Raw genomic sequence first — 24,032 nt, 5'->3', positions numbered from 1 at the left:
TCAGGTCTTGCGCTTAGCCTGTGCAGCCGAAATTGACAGAAAGCAGAGCGACGGCAACGACCCACCCTCTGTCCAGGCATCAGCGCAGAAAGAGGAGGGTATTACCTGCGAATTATCGGTGCTTCGGACATGGCGAAAACCGCCGCCATGGAGACCGCGCAATGAACACCGCCGTACGCACCTTCTTCGACCACAGCCGCCACACCCTGCACGTACGCCGACTCGCTGCCCAGCTCGACGTCCTCGCCTTCGCGGGTGAAGAACACCTGAGCCGGCCGTTCACCTATCGCGTGGAGTTCACCTGCACCGAGCGACCTGGCTGCCACCGACCTGCTCAACCGGCAAGCGGATTTCAGCCTCTACGCCGTGCCGCCACCGCCAACGCCCAAGGGTTTTACCCCGCCGGTGATCAAGCCGCTGCGCACCTTCCATGGCGTGGTCACAGGGTTCAAGCGCCTGTCCGGCTCCCGCGACGAAGCCCGCTACGAAATCACCTTGCAGCCGCGCCTGGCACGGCTCGCCCGCGGCAAGCAGTTTCGTGTCTACCAGCACCAGTCGGTGCCGCAGATCGTCGAGCACATCCTGCGCAGCCGCCACGACCTCGAAGGCCAGGACTTTTTCTTCAACCTGGTGCGCGACTACCCCCGGCGCGAGCAGGTCATGCAATACGATGAAAGCGACCTGGCCTTCATCGACCGGCTGTTGGCCGAAGTCGGCATCTGGTATCGCTTCACCAGCGACGATCGCCTGAGCATCGACGTGGTGGAATTCCACGACGACCAGCGGCATTACCAGCGCGGCATCAAGCTGCCGTGTCGCCCGCAGTCCGGGCTGGTCAGCAGCGGGCAGGATGCGGTCTGGCAACTGCAGACTTCCCATCAGGTGGTGGAGCGCAACGTGCACTTTCGTGCCTACCACTATGGGGACAGCTACGCCTTCCTCGACGGCGAAGTCGACCAGACCCGGCGCGCCAAGGGCACCTACGGCGAGGCCTATCACTACGCCGAACCCTACCGGGTGCTGGGCGACCGCTATGAGCAGGACGAAGACCTGCTCAGCGAAAGCGGCTTTTTCTACGCGCGCCTGCGCCACGAACGCTACCTCAACGACCAGACCCGCCTCAGCGGCACCACCAGCAGCGCAACCCTGGCGCCGGGCCAGGTACTGCACATTTCCGGCGGCGCGCCCGAAGCGTTCAGCCCTGGCGCGGTGATCGTCCAACTGCGCACCGAAGCGGCCCGCGACAGCAGCTTCATCGCCACGTTCGAGGCCATCCCCTATTCGGAAACCGTGTGCTTCCGTCCACCGGTGCTGCCCAAACCGCAAATCGCCGGCACCGTACCGGCCCGCGTCAGCCACCCGGAAGCCAACGCCCCGTACGCCGACCTCGACTTTGAAGGCCGCTACCGGGTGCACTTCCTGTTCGACCGCGACACCTGGAAACTCGGCCAGGAAAGCCTCTGGCTGCGCCTGGCCCGACCCTACGCCGGCGACACCCACGGCCTGCATTTCCCGCTGCTGGCCGGCACCGAAGTGGCGGTGGCCTTCGAACAAGGCGACCCGGACCGCCCCTACATCGCCCACGCCCTGCACGACAATGAACATCCCGACCTGGTCACCGCACGCAACGAAAAACGCAACGTCCTGCGCACCCCGGCCAACAACAAACTGCGCATGGACGACACGCGGGGGAAGGAGCACGTCAAGCTCAGTACCGAGCATGGGGGCAAGAGCCAGCTGAACCTGGGGCATCTGGTGGATGCGCAGAAGAAAAAACGCGGGGAAGGGTTTGAGTTGCGCACCGATGGTTGGGGGGCGATTCGGGGGGGCAAGGGGCTGTTTATCAGTGCGGATGAGCAGGCCAAGGCCTTGGGCGGGCAACTCGATATGAGTGCTGCCATCGCGCAACTGGAAAGTGCGTTGGCCCTGGCGCGCTCCCTGGCCAATGCCGCCCGCAGCGCTAAAGCGACACCCAGTGTACCGCCAGCCAGCAACGCCTTGGCCGGGCACTCAACGGCTTGACGCAACCTGGCGTACTGGTCCATGCCCCGGGCGGAATCGGCATGGTCAGCCCCGAAGCCGTATGCCTGGCCTCGGGGGCTGAAAGCGTTGGCATCACGGCTGCGCACAACGCCGATATCAGTGCTGGACATGACATCACCGCCACCGCGCAAGGCGGCATCAGTGTGTTCGCCAAAGAGGCAGCCCTACAGCTCAAGGCTGCCGAAGGCACAGTCGAATTGCACGCCCAAAAAAGCCATCTCCACGCCCTGGCGAAGACCGACATCAAGATTGAAAGCTTGCAGGGGCGGGTAGAAATCAGCGCACCGCAAGAACTGGTGCTCAATTGCGGCGGTGCCTACATCCGCCTGAAGGATGGCGAGATCGAACTGGGCGCGCCGGGCAATATTTACCTGAAAGCGCCCCATGTGGAAAAGATCAGTGGTGCCCGTCTGAATACGCCGACATCACCATTACCCGCCGGTTATGCCGCTGGCTATTCGCTCAAAGACGAGGCCCGGGCACCGATGCCCTTTACCCGCTACCGCGTCACGACGCAACAGGGCGAGGTGTTCAGTGGGGTGACTGACAGGGATGGTCGGACCATGAGTGTTAATACCCTGGTGCCGGGGAATTTGAAGATTGAGCTACCGGATGCGGTCTATGACGAACAACTTCGTTTGATCAGCCCTAACGGGGAGTTGGCAGGCAGCTTGAAGTATGCGGCGACTTTGGCTGACGACAGCATTCTCGATGGGGTGACTGATGAGCAGGGTTATACACAGCGCCTCGTGACCCAGAAGCCGACTCAAATCAAACGATTGACATTATTTCCGTCAGAAGGCGTGAAACCATTCTGTTGCGCTGCGCAGAGCGCCCAGGCACCTCTGGAGATTGACCTGGACGCAATGACCATCACCACCAACGATACAAATGTGGGTACTTCCGTGCAGAACGTTCCGTTGCCAAAAGGTAAGGCGCGCGCATTGACACTGGGTGAAATCACCATGGCAAGAACTGTATTCAAAGATTCAATAAATTACAGCAAAGTTAAGGTTCATCACGGTGGGTGGTGGTTGTTTTTCGGGTTTCAGAATACGGCTGTTACGCCTAATGGGGAGATGTATTTTCCGGCAAGTACTGCGTACTACAAGGATGATTTTTCTGATACACGAGACGATAGGGACAAAGCGCTATTCATGCACGAAATGACCCATGTTTGGCAATATCAACTTGGTTGTCCTGTCAAGAAAGCCGGACTGACGGTAACCCGTCGCGGAGAGGAAGCCTACAGATATACCCTGACAGAAAGCGGGATTTTATCCGATATACAATATGGAGCAGCAAGGTGAAATCATTTCTGACTACTATCTTATTTGTGTCCTTCGTAACCCGCGAAGGGTCTGGAACTCAAGTAACCTTGGTAAAAGCCCAGAACTCCTTGCTTTAACGGTTAAAGGGGTATTGGAAGATCCGGCCAATAAAAAACATCTCCCAAATTGAGACACAAATATGAAATTTTCAGTCGGTTTTCTGCTCTGCTCATTGTGTATCGCCTTGGAGGACGTTCATGCAACATCGTTTGGGCGCACGGGCGCTGGGACGATTGTATCTATTGATAATAAACCAGCAATTTGTTTGCCCGATAAGACAGAGCAAGGGTTTCCTGTCGGTTGGATATCGTTATCAGAAAGCTATGAGCTAAATCCCAGCTCTTGGGGAGTTTATTTAAGGTCGGGTTTCAAGCCGTTAGAGTTAAAGTCCGGCGATTGTATTGTATACGATGTAATTCCCGAGGGTTATGGTTTGGGTAATTACAATATTAAAGGTAGGTCTTTAATCCTGAAGGTCAATCATACCTATGTGTTTGGATTGAGTAGCGCATACAACCCAACAGATACATACAGCGCGGCATTTTGTATAAGCGAGAGCGCTGACGGTTCTAGACAATTCATTCAGTACAGTCCTATGCCGAACGGATCAGATTTTATTCCATCTTGCGACGGCAGACGTAACGGGAGTGCATCAGAATAACTCACGCCTCATTGACGGATAGCAGCCAGGGCGCTAAGGCCTATCAATACCGGCTATTGGAAGGCCCATTGTTTTAGAGGTCGGGTAGCAGGCGGCCACCGTCGCTTCGAGAAGGGCGAGATCATGCCCATGCAACAGGTGGAACGTCACCGAATGCGTTTCCTGCTTCCAGACACCTATACCGTCGATGAGGAGCGCGTCGAGTGGCGCATGTTGTGACGTACCGATATGCGGTAGTTGGGCAGCCTGGGCGCGATATTGCTGGGCTATGATGCCCCGCCTACTCTCCGTAAGCATCCGCCGAGTGCTGTTGCGCAACACCAGGGAGCGATTCAGGACCCATCGCGCCGATTGTCTAAGGAAGCGTCATGACTCAACGGTTACTTCAACTTGATCAAGTGTCGTTCAACCTGCCCGACGGGCGCGTGCTGTTCGATCACTTGAATCACACCTTTAGTACCAGGGCCACGGGAATCGTCGGCGCCAATGGCTGTGGCAAGTCCTTGCTCGGCCGGCTCCTGGCGGGGGAGCAGTTGCCCACCAGCGGCACCGTTCGTCGAGAAGGACGGGTTTACGCCGTGGCGCAGTTACTCGAACCTGAACGTTACCCCAGTGTTGCCGCGCTGGCCGGTGTCGAACACATTCTGGCCGCGCTGGAGCGCATTGCCCAAGGTAGCGTCGACGATGATGACCATTCGCTGGCGGTTGACCAATGGGATTGCGCCACACGCCTTGAGGCGCAGCTGCAGCAGATTGGGTTGGGCCACTTGAATGCGGACTCGCGCACCGACGCACTCAGTGGTGGCGAACGGCAACGGGTGGCGTTGCTGGGGGCTTGGTTATCCAGGGCCGAGTGGCTCGTTCTGGATGAGCCCAGCAACCACTTGGATATTGATCAGCAGCACAAGCTCGCGCAGCAGATCGATCGCTGGCCCAACGGCCTGGTGTTGATCAGCCACGACCGTGGCCTTCTGGAGCACGTAAGCGAAATTGTCGAGCTTTCGCCCTTGGGGCTGGCGGTTTATGGCGGTAATTACAGTCAGTATGCAGCGGCACGCGAACAGGAGCAGCTGGCGTTTCAGTCGACATTGCAAGGGGAACGAGCGCAGGCCAAGCGTGAGCAACGTGAGATGGCCGTGCAGATGGAGCGTCAGCAGCGGCGTAATGCCCGCGGTGATCGTCAGGCTCGTGACGGCAATCAGACCAAGCTGATCACCAACGCCCAGAAAGAGCGCAGTGAAAACAGTCAGGGGAAACTACGCCTTAATCAACAGGTGGCCCGTGAGCAGCAGCAACAACGCATTGTCGAGGCCCGTGCGCGGTGTGCGCCGGAGATTCAGCGCATGATGCTGTCCCCGGAAAGCACCGTGCCCAACGGCAAGTTGATAGTGCAGCTCAACGAAATCGTGTTGCCGTTCGGTTCCACTACGCCTGTCAATCTGACGCTGACGGGGCCTATGCGTCTGGCCATTCTGGGCGCCAACGGTAGCGGAAAATCAACCTTGCTGCGGGTCATCGCCGGTCAACTGCCGGTGCGGGAAGGCGAGCTGATACGCAGTTGCCATGTCGGGTGGCTGGATCAACACGCCGGATTGCAGTACCCCGATCGCACAGCCGTGCAATGGCTATACGAGAGCAATCGGCAGTTGCCCGAGGCCGAGGCGCGAACCCGGTTGGCGCAGATGGGTATCGATGCGGATCGTGCGATGCTCAAGACCTGTCAGTTGAGTGGTGGCGAACGCTTGAAAATAGCACTTGCAGCACAGTTGTATTCACAGTGCCCGCCACAACTGCTGTTACTGGACGAGCCGGACAACCATCTGGACTTGCCCAGTCGCATCGCGCTGGAGCAAATGCTTAATCAGTATCAAGGGGCATTGATCGTGGTTTCTCACGACAGCACTTTTTTACAGGCCATCCATCTGGACGCCGAGCTCACCCTCAACATTTAGACGCACTTTGATGTGTTGCCGATCTTTATCGGAATCACTTCGGATAAAGCGGCGGCAACCCACTGTCGCCCAGCGGGTCCTGAGAGCGGTCAGCGGCGGGAATCGCCCGAATCGCCCGCCACAGGTCTTCACCCTGCCAGTGCTGGCCGGTTTCGCTGTAGAGCGCGCCGTTGAGGCCGTCGAGGGCGTCGGACAGCGGCACGAAGCGCGCTGCCATGTCGGCCAGGGTTTCCGGTTGCTGGCGGGCCCAGGCGTCCAGGGCCTGGCGGGTGGCGTGGGGGTCGTTGGCCAGGCAGGTGCGTTTGAGATCATCCAACAGCGTGCGTGGGCTTGGCCCGGCCTGGGTCGAGCGCAGGATGGCCGGCTGCCAGCGGCCGCGCCACCACAGGGCGAAGCCCAGTACGGTCGTGCAGGCCAGGATCAAGGTACTCAGTTGCCAGTACCAGAGCATGTCGCTGTCGACGGTCGTCACGATCTGCGCCGTGCCCGCCGGCGTATCCACCATCAGGCTCGGGTTGTTCGCCACTTGCAGGGTCCGCGCCGGGAGGCTGGTGCGGTCCAGGTGGTTTTCCAGGGTGTTCCACCAGACCACTTCCACCGGCGGCAGCTCGATGGTGCCGCTGCGATTGGGCACCAGCGCCTCGCGGTCTTCTCGACTGCCCACCAGCCCGCGCTCGCTGCTACGGCTGCTGAGGACCGGTTGGTCCGGATAACGCCGCAGACCGTTGATTTCAGTGGCTGGCAGAGGGGGTAATTGTGAGCTGGCCAGGCCTTCGGCTTCCAGGGTCAGGCTGCGAGTCAAGGAGTCGCCCACCTGACTGTGGGTCGGTTCCGGGCTCCAGCTTTCACTCAGGGAAAGGCTGCGAGCCGGCAGCCAGGGCACATCGGCCGGGTAGCTGGCGGGCTTGGGATTGACGGTCAGCCGCAATTGCTCGGAGCTGACGTGCATCAACTGGCCGGGCTTGGGCCCCGAAGGCGCTGCGTCCCGGGCCACCGGCTCGACCAGGGTGGCGCTGAAGGTCTGGGCCGGGATCGTCAGTTCGCCGCTGCGCTGCGGATAGATGCCATAACGCAGTTCGATCACGCCGTGGCGCACGTCGTTGATGACCTTTTCATAGGTGCGCGATTCCCCGAGTTGTTCGGTGCGGGCGTCGGGGATGTGCAGCGGCGTCAGGCTGCTGTCGTCGTACAGCGACACCGAATGGTAGATGCGCAGGGTCAGGATCGCTTGGGCCTGCACATACACCTGGGCCTGGTCGAGACTGGCCTCGATGAACACCGGCGCCAGATTGCCGGAGGCATTGCGGGTTTCGCTTTCGATCACTTGCAGGGTGATCGGCTGGCTGCTCACTTCGCCCAGTTGCAACGGCGGAATGACCACGGTGCCGCTTTGGCGCGGCAGCAGGGTCACAATCCAGCGGGTGGTGGCGCGGTTCTCGCCGTCGAGGGTGGTCAGTTGGTTGACCTGGCGGGTGCCGCGCACCTCGAACAGCGCCTGGAGCGGGTTCAGGTCAGGCTTGCCGAACAGGGTGGCGTCAGTGGATTCCAGGGTCAGTTCCACCGTTTCCCCAGAGTTCAGGCGGCTGCGGTCCACACTGGCCGCCAGCTGCGCCGCCTGGGTTCCAGAGGTCCAGAGCAGCAAGACGAGGAGGTAGACGGTGAAGCGGGTCATTGGTTTTTTCCCTGGGCCTGATGGCTTTGCTGTTCATACCAGAATTTACGCCTGAGCAGTTCCCCTGGATTATCCGGGATCTGGCGCAGCCATTGTTCCAGGGCCTGGCGCTGTTCTTCTTCGTTACGCTGGCCAGCGGCGGGACGCAGCGGCGGGGTGGTGGTCTGCTCATCGGGCAGTTCACTGCCTGGCACATCCTGGGCCGTGGGCGGTTGCGCTGTACGGGGCGGCTGGGACTCGTCCGGCGTCGCAGTGGTCTCGGCGGAGGGCTGACCCGCCTCTGAAGACTGGGTGGGGGGCGCGGCATCCGGTGATTGCTCGGCGGGGCTCGCGTCCTCGCTTTCGGCAGGCTTTGGTTCTTCCGCTGGCGGCGCCTGCTCTTTCAACACGCTCTCCACCAGCGCCTTGTTGGTTTGGGCGGGGCGCAGGTCCGGTTGCAATTCCAGGGCCTGTTCATAGGCATCCAGCGCGGCTTCCAGTTCGCCGCTCCTGGCCAGGGCATTACCACGATTGTAATGGGCGCGGGCGTCGGTGCCCTCGGCAAAACGCCGGGCGGCTTCATTGTAGTCGCCGGCTTCGTACAGGGCGACGCCTTGCCATTGGCGGTCCTCGAAGTGCTCGGCGGCCTCGGCCGGGCGTTTCTGCTTGAGCAGGTGCTGGCCCTGTTGGTCGGGGCGCAACCACAGGTCCTGGAGTTCGAAGGCGTGGCCGGTTTGCGGCAACATCAACAGCAGCGGCAGGCAGAACAGCCAGCCTCGACGTCCGGCGCAAGCGGCCAACAGCAACAGCGGCAGGAGCAGCCAGTAGCCCTGGTCGGCCCAGGTGTCCAGACGCAATGTCTGACCGTCGCTGCGCAGATGCCGAGGGCCGTCCAGCAGGCCCAGGCCACGCATGTCGCTGTCGTCCAGGCGCGCCGGACGGTAACGGCCGTCCAGCTCATTGGCGAAGGCCTTGAGGCCCGGGCTGTCCAGGCGCGGCAGCAGAATTGCGCCCTGGGCATCCTTGAGGTAACTGCCGTCCTCTTGGGCCACCGGTGCGCCTTCGCGGGTGCCGATGCCCAGCATCAGCCATTGCGTGGCGGAACCGTCCAGGGCCTGGCGAATGCCTTGGCGTTCCTGCTCGTTCAACGACGAACCGATCAGCAGGATCCGGCCGTGGCCAAGTTCACCCTGGTCCAGCAGGGCCAGGGCCTTGTGAACCGCCAGGTCGGCGCGATGGCCGCTTTGCGGCATGATCGACGGTGCGAGGGCTTCGAGCAGGTTGGCGCTGGTGGACAGGTCGTCGGACAGCGGCACCAGCGTATGGGCACTGCCGGCATAGACGATGATCGCGGTCTGGGCGTCGCTGCGGTTTTGCAGCAGGTCCAGCACCTTGCGCCGAGCCTGTTCCAGGCGCGTGGGCGGAACGTCGGTGGCGAGCATCTCCGGGGTCAGTTCCAGCACCACCACCAACGGGTCGGCAGGTTTTTGGCTGGTCTGTTCGACCCGTGCCCAGCTCGGTCCCAGCAACGCCAGGACCATCAATAGCCAACCCAGGCCGAGGGCGATCCACGGCAGCCGGCTTTCACGGCCGCTACCGCCACTGAGCAGCACGGCATGAAAGGCTGGCGGCAAGATCATCTGCCAGCGGCCTACGCGTTTCTGTCGATGCCACAGTTGCCAGAGCAACCAGCCCAGCAACGGCAGCAGCAAGACAAACCAGGGGCGTAGCCAATGCGGCCAGAGGGCGATCATCGACGCCTCCGCAAGCGCAGGCGCTTGAGCCGCTGGCGCCACTCGGCATGTTGGCTCGGCTGGAACAGCGGCCGGTTGAACAGGCGTTGCAGCGCGTTATCCGGCCAACGTTCCCGCGCCACCAGCAATACGCTCAACAGCAGCGCAAGGGCCAGGGGCCAATGATAAAGCGCCAGGGCAGGGCGGGCTTGGGTCGGTTGCTGAGTCACCGGTTCGAGCTGATCGAGGGTGGTCTTGATCGCCAGCAGTTGCTCACCATCCTGGGCGCGGAAATACTGGCCGCCCGTGACGTTGGCGATGTCCTTGAGCGTCGGCTCGTCGAGGTCCAGGCTCGGGTTGACGCCCAAAAAGCCCGCCGTACCACTTTGTTCCGGGTCGGCCCCAATGCCGATCGGGTAGATTTTCACGCCTTCGTCGGCGGCCAGCCGCGCGGCGGTCAGCGGGTCGATTTCGCCACCGTTATTAGCACCGTCGGTGACCAGGATCAGCACGCGGCTGTGGGCCGGGCGTTGGCGCAGGCGCTTGAGGGCCAGGCCGATGGCGTCGCCGATGGCAGTGTTCTTGCCGGCGATGCCGATGCGTGCTTCGTCCAGCCAACGTCGCACGGTGCGCCGGTCGAAGGTCAGCGGCGCTTGCAGATAGGCCTGGCTGCCAAACAGGATCAGGCCGACCCGGTCACCTTCGCGGCCCTCGAGAAAGTCCCCGAGCATGTGCTGGACCAGCGCGAGGCGACTGACCTCTTCGTCCTTCCACTGCATGTCGGGAAAGTCCATGGAGCCCGAAACGTCCACCGCCACCAGCAGGTCACGACCGCTGGCGGCAATCGGCAACGGCTCGCCCAACCATTGAGGACGGGCGGCGGCGATCAGCAATAGCAGCCAGAGCAGGAGGAAGGGCGCCTGTTGACGCCAGGTCGGCAGATGGGCCCGGGCCCGACGACCCACCAGGCCTTCAAGATCCCCCAGGAAACTGACCTTGAGCGCCGGTTCGCCGCTGTCGGCTGCTGGCAGCACCAGGCGCATCAGCCAGGGCAGCGGCAACAGGGCGAACACCCACGGCCAGGCGAATTCAAACATGTTTGCGAATCCAGATTTCGACCGCTTGGGTCAGGCCCGCGATGGCTTTGTCATCGAGCTTGCATTCGGGTTTGTAGGCACCTTCCACCAGTATCATCCAGCGCGTCAGGCCGGCGGCCGGGCAGCGGTTATCGAGGAAAGCCAGCCATTTACGCCCATTGAGGGTGTGGCTCTGGCTGTAGGGGTAGTGGTTGCGGCACAAGCGCTTGAGCAGGCCGTTGAGCTGTTGCAGCCAGGCCCCGGCCGGCACGCCGTCGTAGGGTTTGGGCAGCAGGGCGAGTTCGGCCAGGGCGGCCAGGCGCACCGGGTCCAGGGGTTGTTCGGCGCGGGCGGCGGTGCGCTTGATGGGAATGAACCGGCGCAACTGCCACAGGCCCAGGCCCAGCAATGGGATCAAAATCAGCAGCAGCCACCACCCCGGCGCGGGAGGCCAGAAGCCGATAGGCGGTGGGGCCATCAGCGGCTGCAGTTGATCAAGGCTGCTCATCGGCTTTTCCCGGCCCGCTTGGGGTTCAGGTATTCACGCAACTGCTCGACCATGTCGCCTTGGGTGCTCAGGGGCATCATCAGGATCCGCAGCTTCTGCGCCAGGATCTCCCAGCGTTCCTGGCGTGCCTCGGCCTGGGCGCGATAGGCCTGGCGCAGTTCGAAATTCAGGGTGTCGAGCTCCAGCTGTGAACTGCGTTGGGTGAAGCGCAGCAGGCCGGCGGCGGGCAGGGCGTGATCCAGCGGGTCCGAAAGCGGCAGCAGCAACAGGTCGCAATGGCGCGACAGCAGGCTCAGTTGTTGCTCGGCACTGTCGGACAGCGCGCGCTCGTCGCAAATCACGATCACCAGGCTGCCGGGCCGCAGCACTTCCCGGGCCCGGCGCAGGGCGATGCCGAACGAGTCGCGGTCTGGCTCGCCTTCGGTGTGCAGCGACTGATTGACCCGCACCAGGCGGTTGAGCAATTGCAGAAGACTCTGTTTGCTGCGCCGGGGCTTGACCTCGTAATGGCTGTTGTCGCCGAACACCAGCCCGCCGACCCGGTCATTGTGTCCCAGCGCGGCCCAGCCGATCAGGCTGGCAGCCTGGGCTGCGAGCACCGACTTGAACACCAGCCCCGAGCCGAAGAACAGCCGGTGGCTCTGCTCGATCATGATGAAGATCGGCCGCTCTCGTTCTTCGTGAAAGAGTTTGGTGTGGGGCTCCTGGGTCCGGGCGGTGACGCGCCAGTCGATGGTGCGCACATCGTCGCCGGCCTGATAGACCCGCACCTGATCGAAATCCACCCCACGCCCGCGCAGCTTGGAGTGATGCAGGCCGATCAACGGGCTGCGCTGGCCAGGGGTCGAGAACAACTGCACTTCACGCACGCGATGGCGCATCTCGATCAGCTCCGCAAGGCTGACGCGGATGCCCGGTGCGGGCGCCAGTGGGTTATTCATGACGCATGCTCAAGCGACAGCGACGACGTCGAGAATCCGCTGCACGACCCGGTCCTGGTCGATGCCGGCGGCTTCGGCTTCGAACGACAGGATGATGCGATGGCGCAGCACGTCGAACAGCACCGCCTGGATATCTTCCGGGCTGACGAAGTCGCGTCCGGCCAGCCAAGCGTGGGCGCGGGCGCAACGGTCCAGGGCGATGGAACCCCGCGGGCTGGCACCGTAGGCGATCCACTCGGCCATCTCCGGGTCGAACTTGGCCGGTGTACGGGTGGCCATGACCAGTTGCACCAGGTATTCCTCCACGGCATCGGCCATGTACAACCCGAGGATTTCCTTGCGGGCAGAGAAAATCGCCTGCTGGCTCACCCGGCGCTCGGGCTTGGTTTCGCCGTTCAGCGCTTCACCCCGGGCCTGTTGCAGGATACGGCGTTCCACCGCCGCATCGGGAAAACCGATTTTGACGTGCATCAGGAACCGGTCGAGCTGCGCTTCGGGCAGCGGGTAGGTGCCTTCCTGCTCGATCGGGTTCTGCGTGGCCATCACCAGAAACAGCGGCGACAGTTCATAAGTGCTGCGCCCGACGCTGACCTGCCGCTCGGCCATCGCTTCCAGCAAGGCCGACTGGACCTTGGCCGGGGCACGGTTGATTTCGTCCGCCAACACCAGATTGTGGAAGATCGGCCCTTGTTGGAACACGAAACTGCCAGTTTCCGGGCGATAGATCTCCGTGCCGGTGATGTCGGCGGGCAACAGGTCGGGGGTGAACTGGATGCGATGGAATTGCGCTTCGATCCCTTCGGCCAACTCCTTGATGGCCTTGGTCTTGGCCAGCCCCGGCGCGCCTTCCACCAGCATGTGGCCGTCGGCGAGCAGGGCGATGAGCAGGCGCTCGATGAGTTTTTCCTGGCCGAGAATCTGCGTTGAAAGAAAGGTTCGCAGCGCAAGCAGCGCTTCACGATGTTCCATCGGTGACTGTTCCTGGAAAGGGTGGCCCCGGACGTTCGGATAACGCCGGGGCTGGGGGCGTTACTTTAATGCATGGCAGGGGGTGGCGACTAACGGGATTTTGATTGGTCGTGTGAATTGTGATCGGCTTGGAAAGATTGTGGGGGTGGGTTTGCTTGCCATGAATACCACCCGGACAGGCGCACTTACCCCGTGGCGAGGGAGCGTGCTCCCGCTTGACCGGGCTGGCGCTCCAGTGCGAAGCACTCACAAAATGAAGGGGTGTTTATATGGATGTAGGAGTGCCCCGGAACAGGCTACGTGGTCTTGCGCCATTGCCTACACCTGCGCCAGAATCCGCCGGCTTGTGCGCTTGGGAGGCAGGTTCTATCGTTTCCGGGTCGCTGATGAATCAGCGATCGGGTTTGGTAGCCCGGCTCTCTACATGACGCAAGCGTCACTTGTTACAAGTGCATCTCAGCATTTGTATTGATGGTGGCCATGCGTAGGGCGCTCTCGAGCGCGCCGGAGTTCATGTGGGCCGGTCTACCAACCTTCGTATGGCCGCCACCCTCGTTTGGTAGCGAGGTGGTGGTTCCTCCTATCCCACATGAGATTCCATTTATGTTCAAAGCTACCCCCAATCCCCCGGACACCGATCCGACCTTACCGCGCCCAAGAACCAAGTCCCAAAAACACGACGAAGTCACCGACCGGGTCCTCGACCATTACCTGAAACCCAAACCGGACAAATCCGAAGCAGAACCTGCCCCCGGCCAACTTTTCACCGTCAACAAAGACATCGACACCGAAAGCCTGCTTGCCAACCTCAGCGAAACCCTGGCTTCGGCCAATGCCATGGTCAATGACCTGGCTTTCGACCTGGACGGTTCACGCCGGCATTTCCTCCTGGGCATTCAGCAACTGATCGAACTGGGCAGCCTGCTGGCGAACCGTGCACTGGACAACATCGAAACCCGTCAGCCGACATAACCCCCGTGGCGAGGGAGCTTGCTCCCGCTGGGCTGCGCAGCAGCCCCAAACCGAGCCGGTGCGGTTCCCCAGATGCACCGCGCTCGCCGGGCCTGCGACTGCTGCGCAGTCGAGCGGGAGCAAGCTCCCTCGCCACAGGGGACTTGTGGCATTCCTTAAATCCTGGGCAAGCCGCAAAACCTGTGGGAGCCGAGCTTGCTTGCGATAGCGATGGTTCAGGCTCCATCTAGTTGACTGTACCGCCGCCATCGCGAGCAAGCTCGGCTCCCACAGGTTCTGCGGCAGGCCCAGGATCTGAGTGTTGCCACAGCCCCAATGTGGGAGCGAGCCCGCTCGCGATGACGGCAGCAGATCCACCACCCTATTCGCTAGCTCTGCATCCGAATCTCATCCACCAGCAGCTTGACTGCTGGCCTGTCGACCAGATCCCGCCACGGACCATCGTCCACGATTGCTCCTTCATGCATCACAATGACCCGGTCAAACCGATGTAGGTGGTCAACGTCATGGGTGACACATATCAACCCCTGCCCGGCAAAAACGTCGAATAACAGATCCCAGATGGGCGTGGTCAGCCTGGGTTCGATGGATGCGCTTGGCTCGTCGAACATATTGAATTTTCCGGGCTTGTTGATCAGGCGCAGCAGCGATAGGCGTTTGGCTTCGCCTCCGGAGATATTCGATGCATTTTCGCTGACCTGCCGTGTTGTCACGATCTCATCCAGTTCTAATTGCCGTATGGCCCTAGACAACACCGGCGTTGCACAGCCTCCGAACAGAACCGATTGTTCAAAAGAGCCTTCCAGGAACCGTGGTTGCTGGGGACAGTACCTCAAGGCGTACAGGTGAGCTTGACCGGTCAAAAGTGAAACCGGTACCGAGTCGATACTCAGTTGGTCTCGCGTCGATGCATCAAGCCCGGCGAGCACTTCCAGAAAAGTGGTTTTGCCTGCGCCGCTAGGGCCCGTAACGGCCACTGACTGCCCTTGAGTAAATGCCAGGGAGCGCTTGATCGACAGGCGCAGCGGTCCCGTTCCTGCTACTTCGCAGGGTCCGAGCTCCAGGACTGAGGACCGCTGGAAATCAACCCGCGCCAGCCGATTGCTGCAATCGAAATCCGGAAGTGATAGCAAACCCTGAAATTGACGCTGGTCTGCAAGGAACTGATCAAGAACACGATACCCTTCAGTCAAGGTTGAAATGCTCAGCAGATAACTCCCCGCGATTGAAAAAATGGCAACCAGTTGCCCGACACTGATACTGGGCTGACCCGACAGTTGGTCCACGACGCCCCAGTAGAGTAATCCCCCAGTGGAAAGGCTTACGAACAGTATCTTGGCGGTGCTCAGCAGGCCGCCAGATGATGCCGTAGTCACAGCCGCGTTGGCATAGCCTCCGAACGCCGCGTTCAACGGGTGCAGGGCCGTAGGTATGGCACTTTCCAGTTTTATGATTTTTCCGGCGTTAAGGGTGTTGTAGAGGTGGGCACTTAATTCATCTTCCTGTTCATTGACCGCATCGATGTGCTTTCTCCGCCATCTGATAATTTTATGGGTGACAGCCAGATAGATAATTCCGAACGCCGTCATGCTCAAAAAAATTTCACTGCCCCCAATGTAAATAAAAGCAGCCCCAACAACTATAAACTCCAAGAGTACGGGAAGCGCAATGGTCACAATGAAAGTCAGCAGCTGTTCGTGAGCAGTAATGCCGCGCTCGACCGATTTGATGAAGTGGCCGATCCTCCAGGAATTGAATAACGAAAACTCCTTGCCCATGAGTTCGGTGATCCACTCGATGGACGCATTCATGATAATGCTTTGTACCAGCTTGGACAGCGCATGGATTTGCAGCGGAGTGATGATGGCATGAATACATCCCGCGACAATCAGGCCTGTCGTCAGGGCGAGCAGCGTGCTGGAGGCTGGATTTCTGTTGCCTTGCAGCGTGTCGATGATGGTTCCAAATAACAGTGGCGGGGCGAGTGTGATTAGTTTGAGTGCGATGATTGTGACTATGGTCGCTGTTAGGAGTTTGGTGTGTTTCTTATAGGCGTTTTTTATCATTGTTCGGATGCTGTGCATGTACTCGCTCCTGATGGCTTCGTGTTTCATTAGTTCAGCCGCGTAATACGTACTGAGGCGCTACCAAGCGACCGTTCCTAATGATATTGAAGCGCTCAAGTCCTGGAATGTAAATTTGAGTGACGATGCTGTTGCTTGAAAAGCGTGCTACGGTTCGACGGAATATTTTCATTCCTGTATCTGATAGATTTCTTTGCAGTGTTTCTAATTGTGCGGAAACTGTCGCGGAGTCGGTATGTCCAGGGGTGTCAATTGTAGGGAATGTTGCTCTTGTGACTGGTGCGAAGTCAATCAAGTGTTTCAGGTTCTTTGATTTGGATAGTAAATCAAAGGTTTCTCTATCTATGGATTCTTCAGTGGCATCATATAAGTCCTCGGACTGGAACTGTTCAGTAATTGCCCTTTGGATTGCAGTTTGGATTTCAAGTGAGCATCCGGAGCCGATGGGTGAAAGGTGGTGAGGTCCAGGGCCCGCCTTGGGAAATGCCACAGCGAAATAAACTGACAGCACATCCTTGATAATAATCACTTGCAGTCTGTTTGCTGACGCCAAGGCGGAAGGATGGCTCTTCAGCGCTGCTTCAAGCAACGCGGTCGAAGGAGTGTACAGTTCCATTGCCGGACCGAGGCCACAGACAGTCATGTAGAAAAGAGACAGGATATGCCTCTCGATTGACTCGTGGATACCATGTAGCAGTGCTTCGTTCTCTGTGCAACCAAAAGCAATTCCTGAGTTAGATGAGTAGCGAGATAAAAAATGCAGTGCGGAACTAGTCTCTTCTTGGGTGGTTTGCGTCGTTTCAGGGCATAGAAGGGCGCACGGAGCGAATAGCTCTTCATTGTTGCTGAGCGACGTAAGCCTAAAGCATTCTATTAATTTTTCGGTGTGGGGCAGGCTGGTAAAAATTCCATCTTCTTTGACTGCTTTTTGAGTAGCTATCTCGTCGGAGCGGTACCGTGTGGGAGGATCAGCAAGAGGCTGAAACGTGCTGAAGTGTTCAATGCTTTCTGCCAGTGCGCCTATCAGTGAGTCTGGTCCTTTGCCAGCCCCCGATTCAACGAGGTTATCGTTGCCATCAAACAGTTCGGCCGTAGCTACTAGTTTGGAGGTTGTCGTGTACCGTGTTACTGCACTGAGGCCCAGTGTATGGAGCGTGGACATGATGTTGAACAGCGCTTCGGTGGGTGTTAGTTCTCGTTCAGACATAGGGATCTCCGTTAATGGATGCCGAAAGGAGATCCTTTCGGCATCTGTTCGTCGATATTTAATCGATCACTGGCTTAATTGGTCAGCGACGCAAAAAAATCGGCTTCCGTTGCGAGGAGGCCTTTAGAAAAGCCCAATGCCTGTGGCAGACTAAAAAAGGTATTATTTATTTCAGAACGTTTCCTGCCCATGTCGATTTACTCCAATGTAGTTAATGGACGTCGCGACGCGAGCGCCCAACTTGCGTGTGTTCGCAAGTGATTAATTAATAGCATTGGGGTGAAGTGAAGGCTATTGCGCGACTTCCGAGGCTGGCGTAGGTTCGTTCTTGCCGTTGAGTAGGAGGGGGATGTAGGAATGTGGCAGTTTTGTTGAAGATTTTGGTTTTCTCTACTATTTTCGTCGTTTGGGATGTTTATTATTTTAAGAAAGGGTCGAAAGAGTTGCTGGAAAGGTTACAGACGTGTATTGGAGGTGTCTTAGTGTGCGGATTTGTGATCGGTTGGATTCAAGAAGCGGGGGCGAACCTGATCTGTGACGGTTACAAAGTCAGCATTTGATGCAGGCTGAACCACCGCCATCGCGAGCAAGCTCGCTCCCACAGGGGATTTGTGGTGAGCGGCGTTTTTTTGGTTGTTCTCAGGGCAAATTTTGAATCTCAGGTAATGAGTGATTCAAAAATGATGAGCGCTCTCATACTGGAGATAATTTGAATTGCTGATGGGCTTTTTTTCCTGACGCTGGAAGGGGCCAAACGACAATGTTAGTATTATTCTCCGTGCTGCCTCCTGCTACATCCATAACCAAACCATCATATTTGTTTTCAAAATAGAAATAACCGTTGCCAACCTCCTTTAATATCCAATATTGGGCCGGTCTTCGGGTGAGTGCTGAGGCTATTACGTTGTCATTGGTCGCCTCTCCAAGCGCTAGATTTTCATCCCTCTGGTTGAGGATTAAGTAATAACCGTCGGAGGTTCGCCCGGTAAATCTCCACTGGGACGCTTTGTCGGCGCTTGTGGTAAATAACTTTATGTTGTGCATGCCGTTATTGCTTTGATGGCTCATATCAACAAGTTTGGCGGCTGGATTTAAACATGAGTAGATTCTGTATATGCGTCCTTCGTCTACTATGACAACTTTTCCTGGAGCGCCTTTGCCTGCTATATCGAGGGCTTCGCCGTCACGGGGTCTGGCATCGTTTTTCATGATCAGAGTCTCCATTGATTCGGGCCAACGGATAGGACGTTTGCTCGCACCATAAGTTAGGACCCAATGGTCCGGGTGCGTCAGCTGTCAGAGTTGACAGTGCCGACAAGCGGCATTTCCTCCAAGCCGATAATTAAACTCGCATAATCCATTCTGGGCAGAACCCTGTGGCGAGGGGATTTATCCCCGTTGGGCTGCGGAGCAGCCCCTACATTGTCGATTCAATAAGCCAGGCGCACCGGGTCAGGTTTTCAAGGTTGCTGTGCAGCTCTGCGAGGATAAATCCCCTCGCCACAAAAGGAAGGACAATTCAGCCCTTCCACGCCCCCGCATTCACCAGATTCACCGGCCGCTCACCCGCCAATGCCGCCAGCAGATTATCCACCGCACCACGCGCCATCGCCTCCCGTGTCTCATGCGTGGCCGAGCCCATGTGCGGCGTTGCCACCACGTTATCCATTTGCAACAGCGGCGAATCCGCACTCAAGGGTTCGCGCTCGAACACGTCCAGCCCCGCGCCACGGATCTGCCCGTTGCGCAGGGCGTCGATCAGTGCCGCTTCGTCCACCACTTTGCCTCGGGAAATATTGATGAAAATGGTCTCGGGACGCATGCGGGCAAACGCCTGCGTATCGATCAGCCCTTGGGTTTCAGCCGTCAAGGGCAAGGTCAGGCAAACGAAGTCGGCCTGCTGCAACAGCGTTTCAAGGCTGCAATAGCGTGCGTTGAACCGCTGCTCAACCTCAGGCTTGGGCGAGTGGCTGTGGTAAAGCACCGGCATGCCGAAGCCGAAGTGCCCGCGCTGGGCCAAGGCTTCGCCGATGCGGCCCATGCCGATGATGCCCAGGGTCTTGCCATGGACGTCGCTGCCAAAATGCTTGGGGCCTATGCTCTGTTGCCAGCCGCCGGCACGCACCAGGTTGGCCAGTTCCACCACGCGTCGGGCCGTTGCCAGGATCAGGGCAAAACCGGTGTCTGCGGTGGTTTCGGTCAGCACGTCCGGGGTATTGGTGAGCAGGATCCGGCGGTCGGTGAGGTAGTCGATGTCGTAGTTGTCGACCCCCACCGAGACGCTGGCAATGGCTTGCAGGTTCGGCGCCAGGTCCAGCAACGGCGCGTCCAGCTTGAGACTGGCCCCCAGCAGGCCATGGGCGCTCGGCAAGGCCTCGCGCAGTTGCACCAGGCCCTGGGCGTCGAGGCGCTCAATGAGGGTGACTTGGGCCTGCGCTTGCAAACGGGCCATCAATTGCGCTGACAGCGCTTTGTATAACACCACGTGCTTTTTCATGGGTGGGTCTCGATTCAGGAATGGGCGGGCGCCGAGTGCGGCGTCGCGGTTTTCGGCACGGCCCGGTCACTGGCGCCGGGCTTGAGGGCGAGGGTCAGCACCACGGCCACCAGCAAGGCGCCGCTCATCAGCAGAAAGGACATGCCAGGGGAGCCGGTGGAGCCGTTGAGGTAACCGACCAGGTACGAGCCGCCGAACGAACCCAGCGCGCCCATGCTGTTGATCAGCGCCATGGCGCCGCCGGCAACGTTGGCGGGGAGGATTTCCGGAACGATGGCAAAAAACGGCCCGTACGGCGCGTACATGCAGGCTCCGGCGACCACCAGCAGGCTGTAGGACCACCAGAAGTGTTCAGGCCCTAGCAGGTAGGAGGCATAAAACGCGATGGAAGCGACCAGCAGCGGCGGCCAGACGAAGCGCTTGCGCTTCTGGGCCTTGTCCGACGCCCAGGACACCACCAGCATGCCAACCACCGCCGCCAGGTACGGCAACGACGACAGCCAGCCGGCCTCGACCATGCTCATCTGCAAGCCAGCCTTGAGGATGGACGGCAACCACAGCACGAACCCGTAGACCCCAATACTCCAGCAGAAAAACTGCAACGCCAGGATGATGACCTTGGGCGAGCGGAAGGCCTCGGCATAGTTCTTCACGGCCTTGATGCCGACCTGTTCGGCTGCCAGTGCACTTTCCAGGTCGTGTTTTTCCTGGTCGCTGAGCCACTTGGCCTGGGACGGACGATCATCGGCCAGGCGCCACCAGATAAAGGCCCAGAGCACCGCCGGCAGGCCTTCGATGATGAACATCCAGCGCCAGTCGAATTGCTGCACCAGATAACCCGACACCACCGACATCCACAGCATGGTCACCGGGTTGCCGAGGATCAGGAAGGTATTGGCGCGTGAGCGTTCGGCCCGGGTGAACCAATGACACAGGTACACCAGCATGGCCGGCATCACGGCGGCCTCGACCACGCCGAGCATGAAGCGGATCACGATCAGCCAGTACGCGTTGGAAACGACCCCGGTCAACGTCGCCAGGGAGCCCCAGAGGATCAGGCTGACGAAAATCAGCTTCTTCACGCTGTGTTTCTGCGCGTAGATCGCCCCCGGCACCTGGAAGAAAAAGTAGCCGAGGAAAAACAGCGCGCCCAGCAAGGACGACAGCCCTGGGGTGATCATCAGGTCTTCGGCCATGCCCGAGGCAGCGGCAAATCCGTAGTTGGCCCGGTCCAGGTAAGCCAGGCTGTAGGTGATGAACACAATGGGCATGATGTACCACCAGCGGCGGGTGGCGAGGTTGAGCGTTTGCATGTCTTTGATTCCTGAGCTTGTTGTTTTTGTTTGCAGCAGGTGTGTTTTGCGGTGGCGTCTATCGCGAGCAAGCTCGCTCCCACATGGGATCGAGTTAACCCCTGTGGGAGCGAGCTTGCTCGCGATAGGCGGTTTCAAATTCAGCCAATAACTCAAGGCGCGTCGGCAACCCTTCCATGTCCCCACGGCTCTGTACCGCGCGGCTGCCGATCCAGTTGGCGCGCTGCACCGCCTCGGTGATACCGCGGTTTTCCAACAGACCGCTGATCAGGCCGACGGCAAAGCCGTCGCCGGCGCCCACGGTGTCCACCACCCGGGCCACCGGCACGCCGGCGACAACACCCTGGTCCAGCGGCGTGCGGTAATAGGCACCGTCCGCGCCGAGCTTGATCACCACGGCTTCGGCGCCTTGGTCCAGGTAGAACGCAGCGATGTCGGCCGGCTCGTCGAACCCGGTCAGCAACCGGCCTTCGCTGAGGCCCGGCAAGACCCAGTGGGCGAGGGCGGCGAGGCGATTGATTTCGCGAATCATCATCGACTCGCTGGGCCACAGGCTCGGGCGCAGGTTGGGGTCGAACGACAGGCTGCGGCCGGCCTCGCGCATGCGGGTCATCAGCTCCAGGGACATTTCCCGGGCGGTGACCGACAGCGCCGGGACAATGCCGGTGGCGTGCAAGTGACGGGCGCCAAGCAGCGGCGGCGCGATGGATTCGAACGACAGCTGACTGGCCGCCGAGCTGCGACGAAAATACTCGACTTGCGGATCGCTGCCATCGTCGGTGCGAGATTTGAACTGGAAGCCGGTGGGGCGCTCGGGATCGACTGCCACGTGACGGCAATCCAGGCCTTCGTTCTCCAGCGTCTCGACAATGAAGCGTCCCAGGGAATCGGCACCGACCCGGCTCAGCCACGCGACGTTGAAGCCCAGGCGCGACAGGCCGATGGCTACGTTGCTGTCGGCCCCGGCGATGCGTTTGTGAAACTGATTGACGCAGGCCAGGTCGCCGTTCTGGTCGGCCACCAGCATCGCCATGGTTTCGCCGAACGACAGCACATCGAACTCAGACATGGGCAGGCTCCCGACGTGGTTGACCGAGGCGGGCAAGGGTGGCGACATGTTCAGCGGTCAATTGCAGCAAGTCATCGCCCTGCAACGGGTACTCGGCGGCACGCATCACGCCGGCTGGCATCTGTTTGAGCAGTTGCTCCCACAGATGCAGGTCCACCATCGCCGGAGGCACGGCAATCAGTTTGCCGTCGGTGCGTCGGGCCACGGCCTTGCAATGCACATAAACCACATGCCGTCCGAGCTGCCGAGCCGCCACGGCCGCCGATTGGTCCTGCCATTGCCAGTTGCCAATGTCGAAGGTCATGCCGATGGGCAACGCTTGCTGCTCGGCGGCGGCGAAGAACCGCTGCAGGGGTTCGATTCGACCGCCCTGCAAGGTCTGGTCGTTTTCCACCAGTAGCTGCACCGGGCTTGCGGCGAGCGCATCCGCCAGGGCCGACAGGTCATGGGAGTCGGTGAAATGACCGAGAGAGACTTTCAGCCATGTCGAGCCGAACGCCTCGGCACGTTGCAAGGTCAGCACCAGGGCTGGATTAGGCTTGGACCGGCCCGCGAGCCACAGCTCAAGGGGTGACGAAAAAATGCTTTGCAAACCTTGGGCCTGGGCGCCCGTGGCCAGTTCGGCGGGCTGTTCGGTGGTGAGCAACTCTTCGCGCCATTCGATGCGCGAGGCACCGGCGGCCGCCAGCAGACTGATGAAGCTGCCTTGGCCATGTTGCCGCACCAGGTCGGCGCCGTAGCTGGAAAGGCTGATGGAAACGGGTGGTTTGGTCATTGTCCTTGTACCTCTGAAACCGGTTTCAGTTTTGTTTAAAAAAAAAGCATTCAAAAAAAATTTATAGGGATGTGCTTCAGGGCCTCATCGCGAGCAAGCTCGCTCCCACAGGGATTTTCAGTGCGACGCAGGTCCAGTGTGGGAGCGAGCTTGCTCGCGATAGGGCCCTCACCATCACCGACCATTCCCAAGCGTCGACCCGCGCTCAATCAACCGCGCCGCAAAATCCAGGGTCCGCACCGGCCCGTTGTCGCCGCGCAAGCGCTTGAGCAAACACTCGAATGCACTGGCGCCGATCTCGGCGGTCGGTTGGGCCAGGGCAGTGATGCCGCTGCCCACCAACGGGTACCAATCCAGATCGTCGAGGGCGATCAGGCCCACGTCGTCGAACAAGTGGCAACCCAGGTCGCGCAAAACTTGAGTGGCGGCCAACGCGGCAATGCCGTTGGCGCAGAACAACGCCTTGGGGCCATGGCCCGGTTGAGCCAGGAAGGTCTTGATACGCGCGGCCAGCTGATCGCCGGTTTCCACCACGGCGCCGGTCAGGGCAGGGCGGCGCTCGATGCCAGCCTTGAAACTGTCGACCCGCTCGATCCGCGAGCTGGTGCCGTCGAACGGCTCGGTCACCAGGAGCAGGTCGCTGTAGCCTCGTTGCTGCAGGTGGTCTAGCGCCATCTCGACGGCGGCGGGGTTGTCCAGGCCCACCAGATCGCTTTCGAGCCGATCGACCTTGCGATCCACCAACACCAGCGGCATTTCATCGCGCAATTCGAGCAGTTCCTCACGGTGATGACCGAGGGTGTTCACGATCAGCCCTTCGATGTTGTAGGCGCGCAACAACGCCAGGTGCTGGCGTTCCTGTTCGTCATCGCGGTCGGTGTTACACACCACCAGGCTGTAGCCATGGCGACGGCAGGCGGTTTCCACGCCATGCATCACGGCTATTGAATAGGGGTTGCGGATATCGGCCACCAGCATGCCGATCAGGCGTGTGCGTCCGCGCTTGAGGCCACGGGCCATCTGGTTTGGGCGATAGCCCAGCTCACTGATCGCCTGCTCGATGCGCCGGGCGATGGCCTCGGAGAGCAGGGCGCGGTCCTCGCCGATGAAACGCGAGACGCTGGCCTTGGAGACCCCGGCGCGCTCGGCGACATCAAGCATGGTCACGCGGCTGCGCTGGGCGGCGGAGAAAGAATTCACGGATAGAAACCTGCTTATTGGATTTATTGAGCGGCTCTGAAACCGGTTTC

General features: G+C 59.9%; 17 protein-coding genes and 1 pseudogene. 4 read left to right on the top strand and 14 right to left on the bottom strand.

The features are described 5' to 3' along the window. Positions 1-161: 161 nt before the first annotated feature. From QNH97_RS15695 to QNH97_RS15685, 3 genes and pseudogenes are all read left to right on the top strand, one after another. Positions 162-2,390, top strand: a pseudogene (locus tag QNH97_RS15695) (type VI secretion system Vgr family protein); the annotation flags it as partial. Positions 2,391-3,513: 1,123 nt separating this feature from the next. Then, positions 3,514-4,035 (top strand): hypothetical protein, encoded by a 522-nt coding sequence (locus QNH97_RS15690; protein WP_283552826.1) that lies wholly within the window; start codon positions 3,514-3,516, stop codon positions 4,033-4,035. Between the two features lie 368 nt (positions 4,036-4,403). After that, the gene (locus QNH97_RS15685) at positions 4,404-5,987 is read left to right on the top strand and encodes an ABC-F family ATP-binding cassette domain-containing protein (protein ID WP_283552825.1); all 1,584 of its coding nucleotides are present in this window, start codon (positions 4,404-4,406) and stop codon (positions 5,985-5,987) included. A gap of 34 nt (positions 5,988-6,021) precedes the next feature. Here the strand turns inward: QNH97_RS15685 and QNH97_RS15680 are convergent, their stop codons facing one another. The 6 genes from QNH97_RS15680 to QNH97_RS15655 are packed head-to-tail and all read right to left on the bottom strand — an operon-like array spanning position 6,022 to position 12,865. Then, positions 6,022-7,659, bottom strand: a complete 1,638-nt coding sequence (locus QNH97_RS15680; protein WP_283552824.1) for a BatD family protein — start codon at positions 7,657-7,659, stop codon at positions 6,022-6,024. After that, positions 7,656-9,392, bottom strand: a complete 1,737-nt coding sequence (locus tag QNH97_RS15675) for a tetratricopeptide repeat protein (RefSeq protein WP_283552823.1) — start codon at positions 9,390-9,392, stop codon at positions 7,656-7,658. The genes QNH97_RS15680 and QNH97_RS15675 overlap by 4 nt, the downstream gene beginning before the upstream one ends. Beyond that, positions 9,389-10,468, bottom strand: coding sequence for a vWA domain-containing protein (locus QNH97_RS15670; RefSeq protein ID WP_283552822.1), 1,080 nt, complete (start codon positions 10,466-10,468; stop codon positions 9,389-9,391). Before QNH97_RS15670 ends, QNH97_RS15675 begins: the two co-directional genes overlap by 4 nt. Further along, positions 10,461-10,955, bottom strand: a complete 495-nt coding sequence (locus QNH97_RS15665) for a DUF4381 domain-containing protein (protein ID WP_283552821.1) — start codon at positions 10,953-10,955, stop codon at positions 10,461-10,463. The genes QNH97_RS15670 and QNH97_RS15665 overlap by 8 nt, the downstream gene beginning before the upstream one ends. Beyond that, positions 10,952-11,896 carry a DUF58 domain-containing protein gene (locus tag QNH97_RS15660; RefSeq protein ID WP_283552820.1) on the bottom strand — a complete coding sequence of 315 codons (945 nt, stop codon included), beginning with the start codon at positions 11,894-11,896 and terminating at the stop codon, positions 10,952-10,954. The genes QNH97_RS15665 and QNH97_RS15660 overlap by 4 nt, the downstream gene beginning before the upstream one ends. Positions 11,897-11,905: 9 nt before the next feature. Continuing rightward, complete coding sequence (locus QNH97_RS15655) at positions 11,906-12,865, bottom strand: AAA family ATPase (RefSeq protein ID WP_025213310.1); 960 nt, start codon at positions 12,863-12,865, stop codon at positions 11,906-11,908. 603 nt (positions 12,866-13,468) lie between these two features. Here QNH97_RS15655 and QNH97_RS15650 point away from each other — a divergent pair. Next, positions 13,469-13,837, top strand: coding sequence for a DUF6124 family protein (locus QNH97_RS15650; protein ID WP_283552819.1), 369 nt, complete (start codon positions 13,469-13,471; stop codon positions 13,835-13,837). A 368-nt stretch (positions 13,838-14,205) separates the two neighbouring features. Here the strand turns inward: QNH97_RS15650 and QNH97_RS15645 are convergent, their stop codons facing one another. The 8 genes from QNH97_RS15645 to QNH97_RS15610 all read right to left on the bottom strand — a co-directional run bounded on the left by QNH97_RS15645 (position 14,206) and on the right by QNH97_RS15610 (position 23,982). Further along, positions 14,206-15,921: an ATP-binding cassette domain-containing protein gene (locus tag QNH97_RS15645; protein ID WP_283552818.1), complete on the bottom strand. Its 1,716-nt coding sequence runs from the start codon at positions 15,919-15,921 to the stop codon at positions 14,206-14,208. 34 nt (positions 15,922-15,955) lie between these two features. Next, positions 15,956-17,128, bottom strand: a complete 1,173-nt coding sequence (locus tag QNH97_RS15640; protein WP_283552817.1) for a YcaO-like family protein — start codon at positions 17,126-17,128, stop codon at positions 15,956-15,958. 693 nt (positions 17,129-17,821) lie between these two features. Further along, on the bottom strand, positions 17,822-18,337 hold the full coding sequence (locus QNH97_RS15635; RefSeq protein ID WP_283552816.1) for an RICIN domain-containing protein: 516 nt from the start codon (positions 18,335-18,337) through the stop codon (positions 17,822-17,824). A 310-nt stretch (positions 18,338-18,647) separates the two neighbouring features. Next, on the bottom strand, positions 18,648-19,625 hold the full coding sequence (locus QNH97_RS15630) for a 2-hydroxyacid dehydrogenase (RefSeq protein ID WP_283552815.1): 978 nt from the start codon (positions 19,623-19,625) through the stop codon (positions 18,648-18,650). Between the two features lie 14 nt (positions 19,626-19,639). After that, positions 19,640-20,938 carry an MFS transporter gene (locus QNH97_RS15625; protein ID WP_283552814.1) on the bottom strand — a complete coding sequence of 433 codons (1,299 nt, stop codon included), beginning with the start codon at positions 20,936-20,938 and terminating at the stop codon, positions 19,640-19,642. 94 nt (positions 20,939-21,032) lie between these two features. Beyond that, complete coding sequence (locus QNH97_RS15620; protein ID WP_283552813.1) at positions 21,033-22,007, bottom strand: sugar kinase; 975 nt, start codon at positions 22,005-22,007, stop codon at positions 21,033-21,035. Continuing rightward, complete coding sequence (locus QNH97_RS15615) at positions 22,000-22,782, bottom strand: IolE/MocC family protein (protein ID WP_283552812.1); 783 nt, start codon at positions 22,780-22,782, stop codon at positions 22,000-22,002. Before QNH97_RS15615 ends, QNH97_RS15620 begins: the two co-directional genes overlap by 8 nt. A gap of 174 nt (positions 22,783-22,956) precedes the next feature. Beyond that, the gene (locus tag QNH97_RS15610; protein WP_283552811.1) at positions 22,957-23,982 is read right to left on the bottom strand and encodes a LacI family DNA-binding transcriptional regulator; all 1,026 of its coding nucleotides are present in this window, start codon (positions 23,980-23,982) and stop codon (positions 22,957-22,959) included. Positions 23,983-24,032 lie beyond the last annotated feature (50 nt).

The sequence above is a fragment of the Pseudomonas sp. G2-4 genome, from assembly GCF_030064125.1.
In the GTDB taxonomy this organism is placed as follows: Bacteria; Pseudomonadota; Gammaproteobacteria; order Pseudomonadales; family Pseudomonadaceae; genus Aquipseudomonas.
This window is presented reverse-complemented; position numbering and strand designations above follow the sequence as displayed.

Bases quoted from the DNA above. Each gene is read 5' to 3' on its own strand.
- QNH97_RS15670 (WP_283552822.1), bottom strand. From the start codon at position 10,468: ATGTTTGAATTCGCCTGGCCGTGGGTGTTCGCCCTGTTGCCGCTGCCC.
- QNH97_RS15640 (WP_283552817.1), bottom strand. From the start codon at position 17,128: ATGTCTGAACGAGAACTAACACCCACCGAAGCGCTGTTCAACATCATG.
- QNH97_RS15680 (WP_283552824.1), bottom strand. From the start codon at position 7,659: ATGACCCGCTTCACCGTCTACCTCCTCGTCTTGCTGCTCTGGACCTCT.
- QNH97_RS15660 (WP_283552820.1), bottom strand. From the start codon at position 11,896: ATGAATAACCCACTGGCGCCCGCACCGGGCATCCGCGTCAGCCTTGCG.
- QNH97_RS15625 (WP_283552814.1), bottom strand. From the start codon at position 20,938: ATGCAAACGCTCAACCTCGCCACCCGCCGCTGGTGGTACATCATGCCC.
- QNH97_RS15665 (WP_283552821.1), bottom strand. From the start codon at position 10,955: ATGAGCAGCCTTGATCAACTGCAGCCGCTGATGGCCCCACCGCCTATC.
- QNH97_RS15645 (WP_283552818.1), bottom strand. From the start codon at position 15,921: ATGCACAGCATCCGAACAATGATAAAAAACGCCTATAAGAAACACACC.
- QNH97_RS15615 (WP_283552812.1), bottom strand. From the start codon at position 22,782: ATGACCAAACCACCCGTTTCCATCAGCCTTTCCAGCTACGGCGCCGAC.
- QNH97_RS15690 (WP_283552826.1), top strand. From the start codon at position 3,514: ATGAAATTTTCAGTCGGTTTTCTGCTCTGCTCATTGTGTATCGCCTTG.
- QNH97_RS15650 (WP_283552819.1), top strand. From the start codon at position 13,469: ATGTTCAAAGCTACCCCCAATCCCCCGGACACCGATCCGACCTTACCG.
- QNH97_RS15620 (WP_283552813.1), bottom strand. From the start codon at position 22,007: ATGTCTGAGTTCGATGTGCTGTCGTTCGGCGAAACCATGGCGATGCTG.
- QNH97_RS15630 (WP_283552815.1), bottom strand. From the start codon at position 19,625: ATGAAAAAGCACGTGGTGTTATACAAAGCGCTGTCAGCGCAATTGATG.
- QNH97_RS15685 (WP_283552825.1), top strand. From the start codon at position 4,404: ATGACTCAACGGTTACTTCAACTTGATCAAGTGTCGTTCAACCTGCCC.
- QNH97_RS15655 (WP_025213310.1), bottom strand. From the start codon at position 12,865: ATGGAACATCGTGAAGCGCTGCTTGCGCTGCGAACCTTTCTTTCAACG.
- QNH97_RS15675 (WP_283552823.1), bottom strand. From the start codon at position 9,392: ATGATCGCCCTCTGGCCGCATTGGCTACGCCCCTGGTTTGTCTTGCTG.
- QNH97_RS15635 (WP_283552816.1), bottom strand. From the start codon at position 18,337: ATGAAAAACGATGCCAGACCCCGTGACGGCGAAGCCCTCGATATAGCA.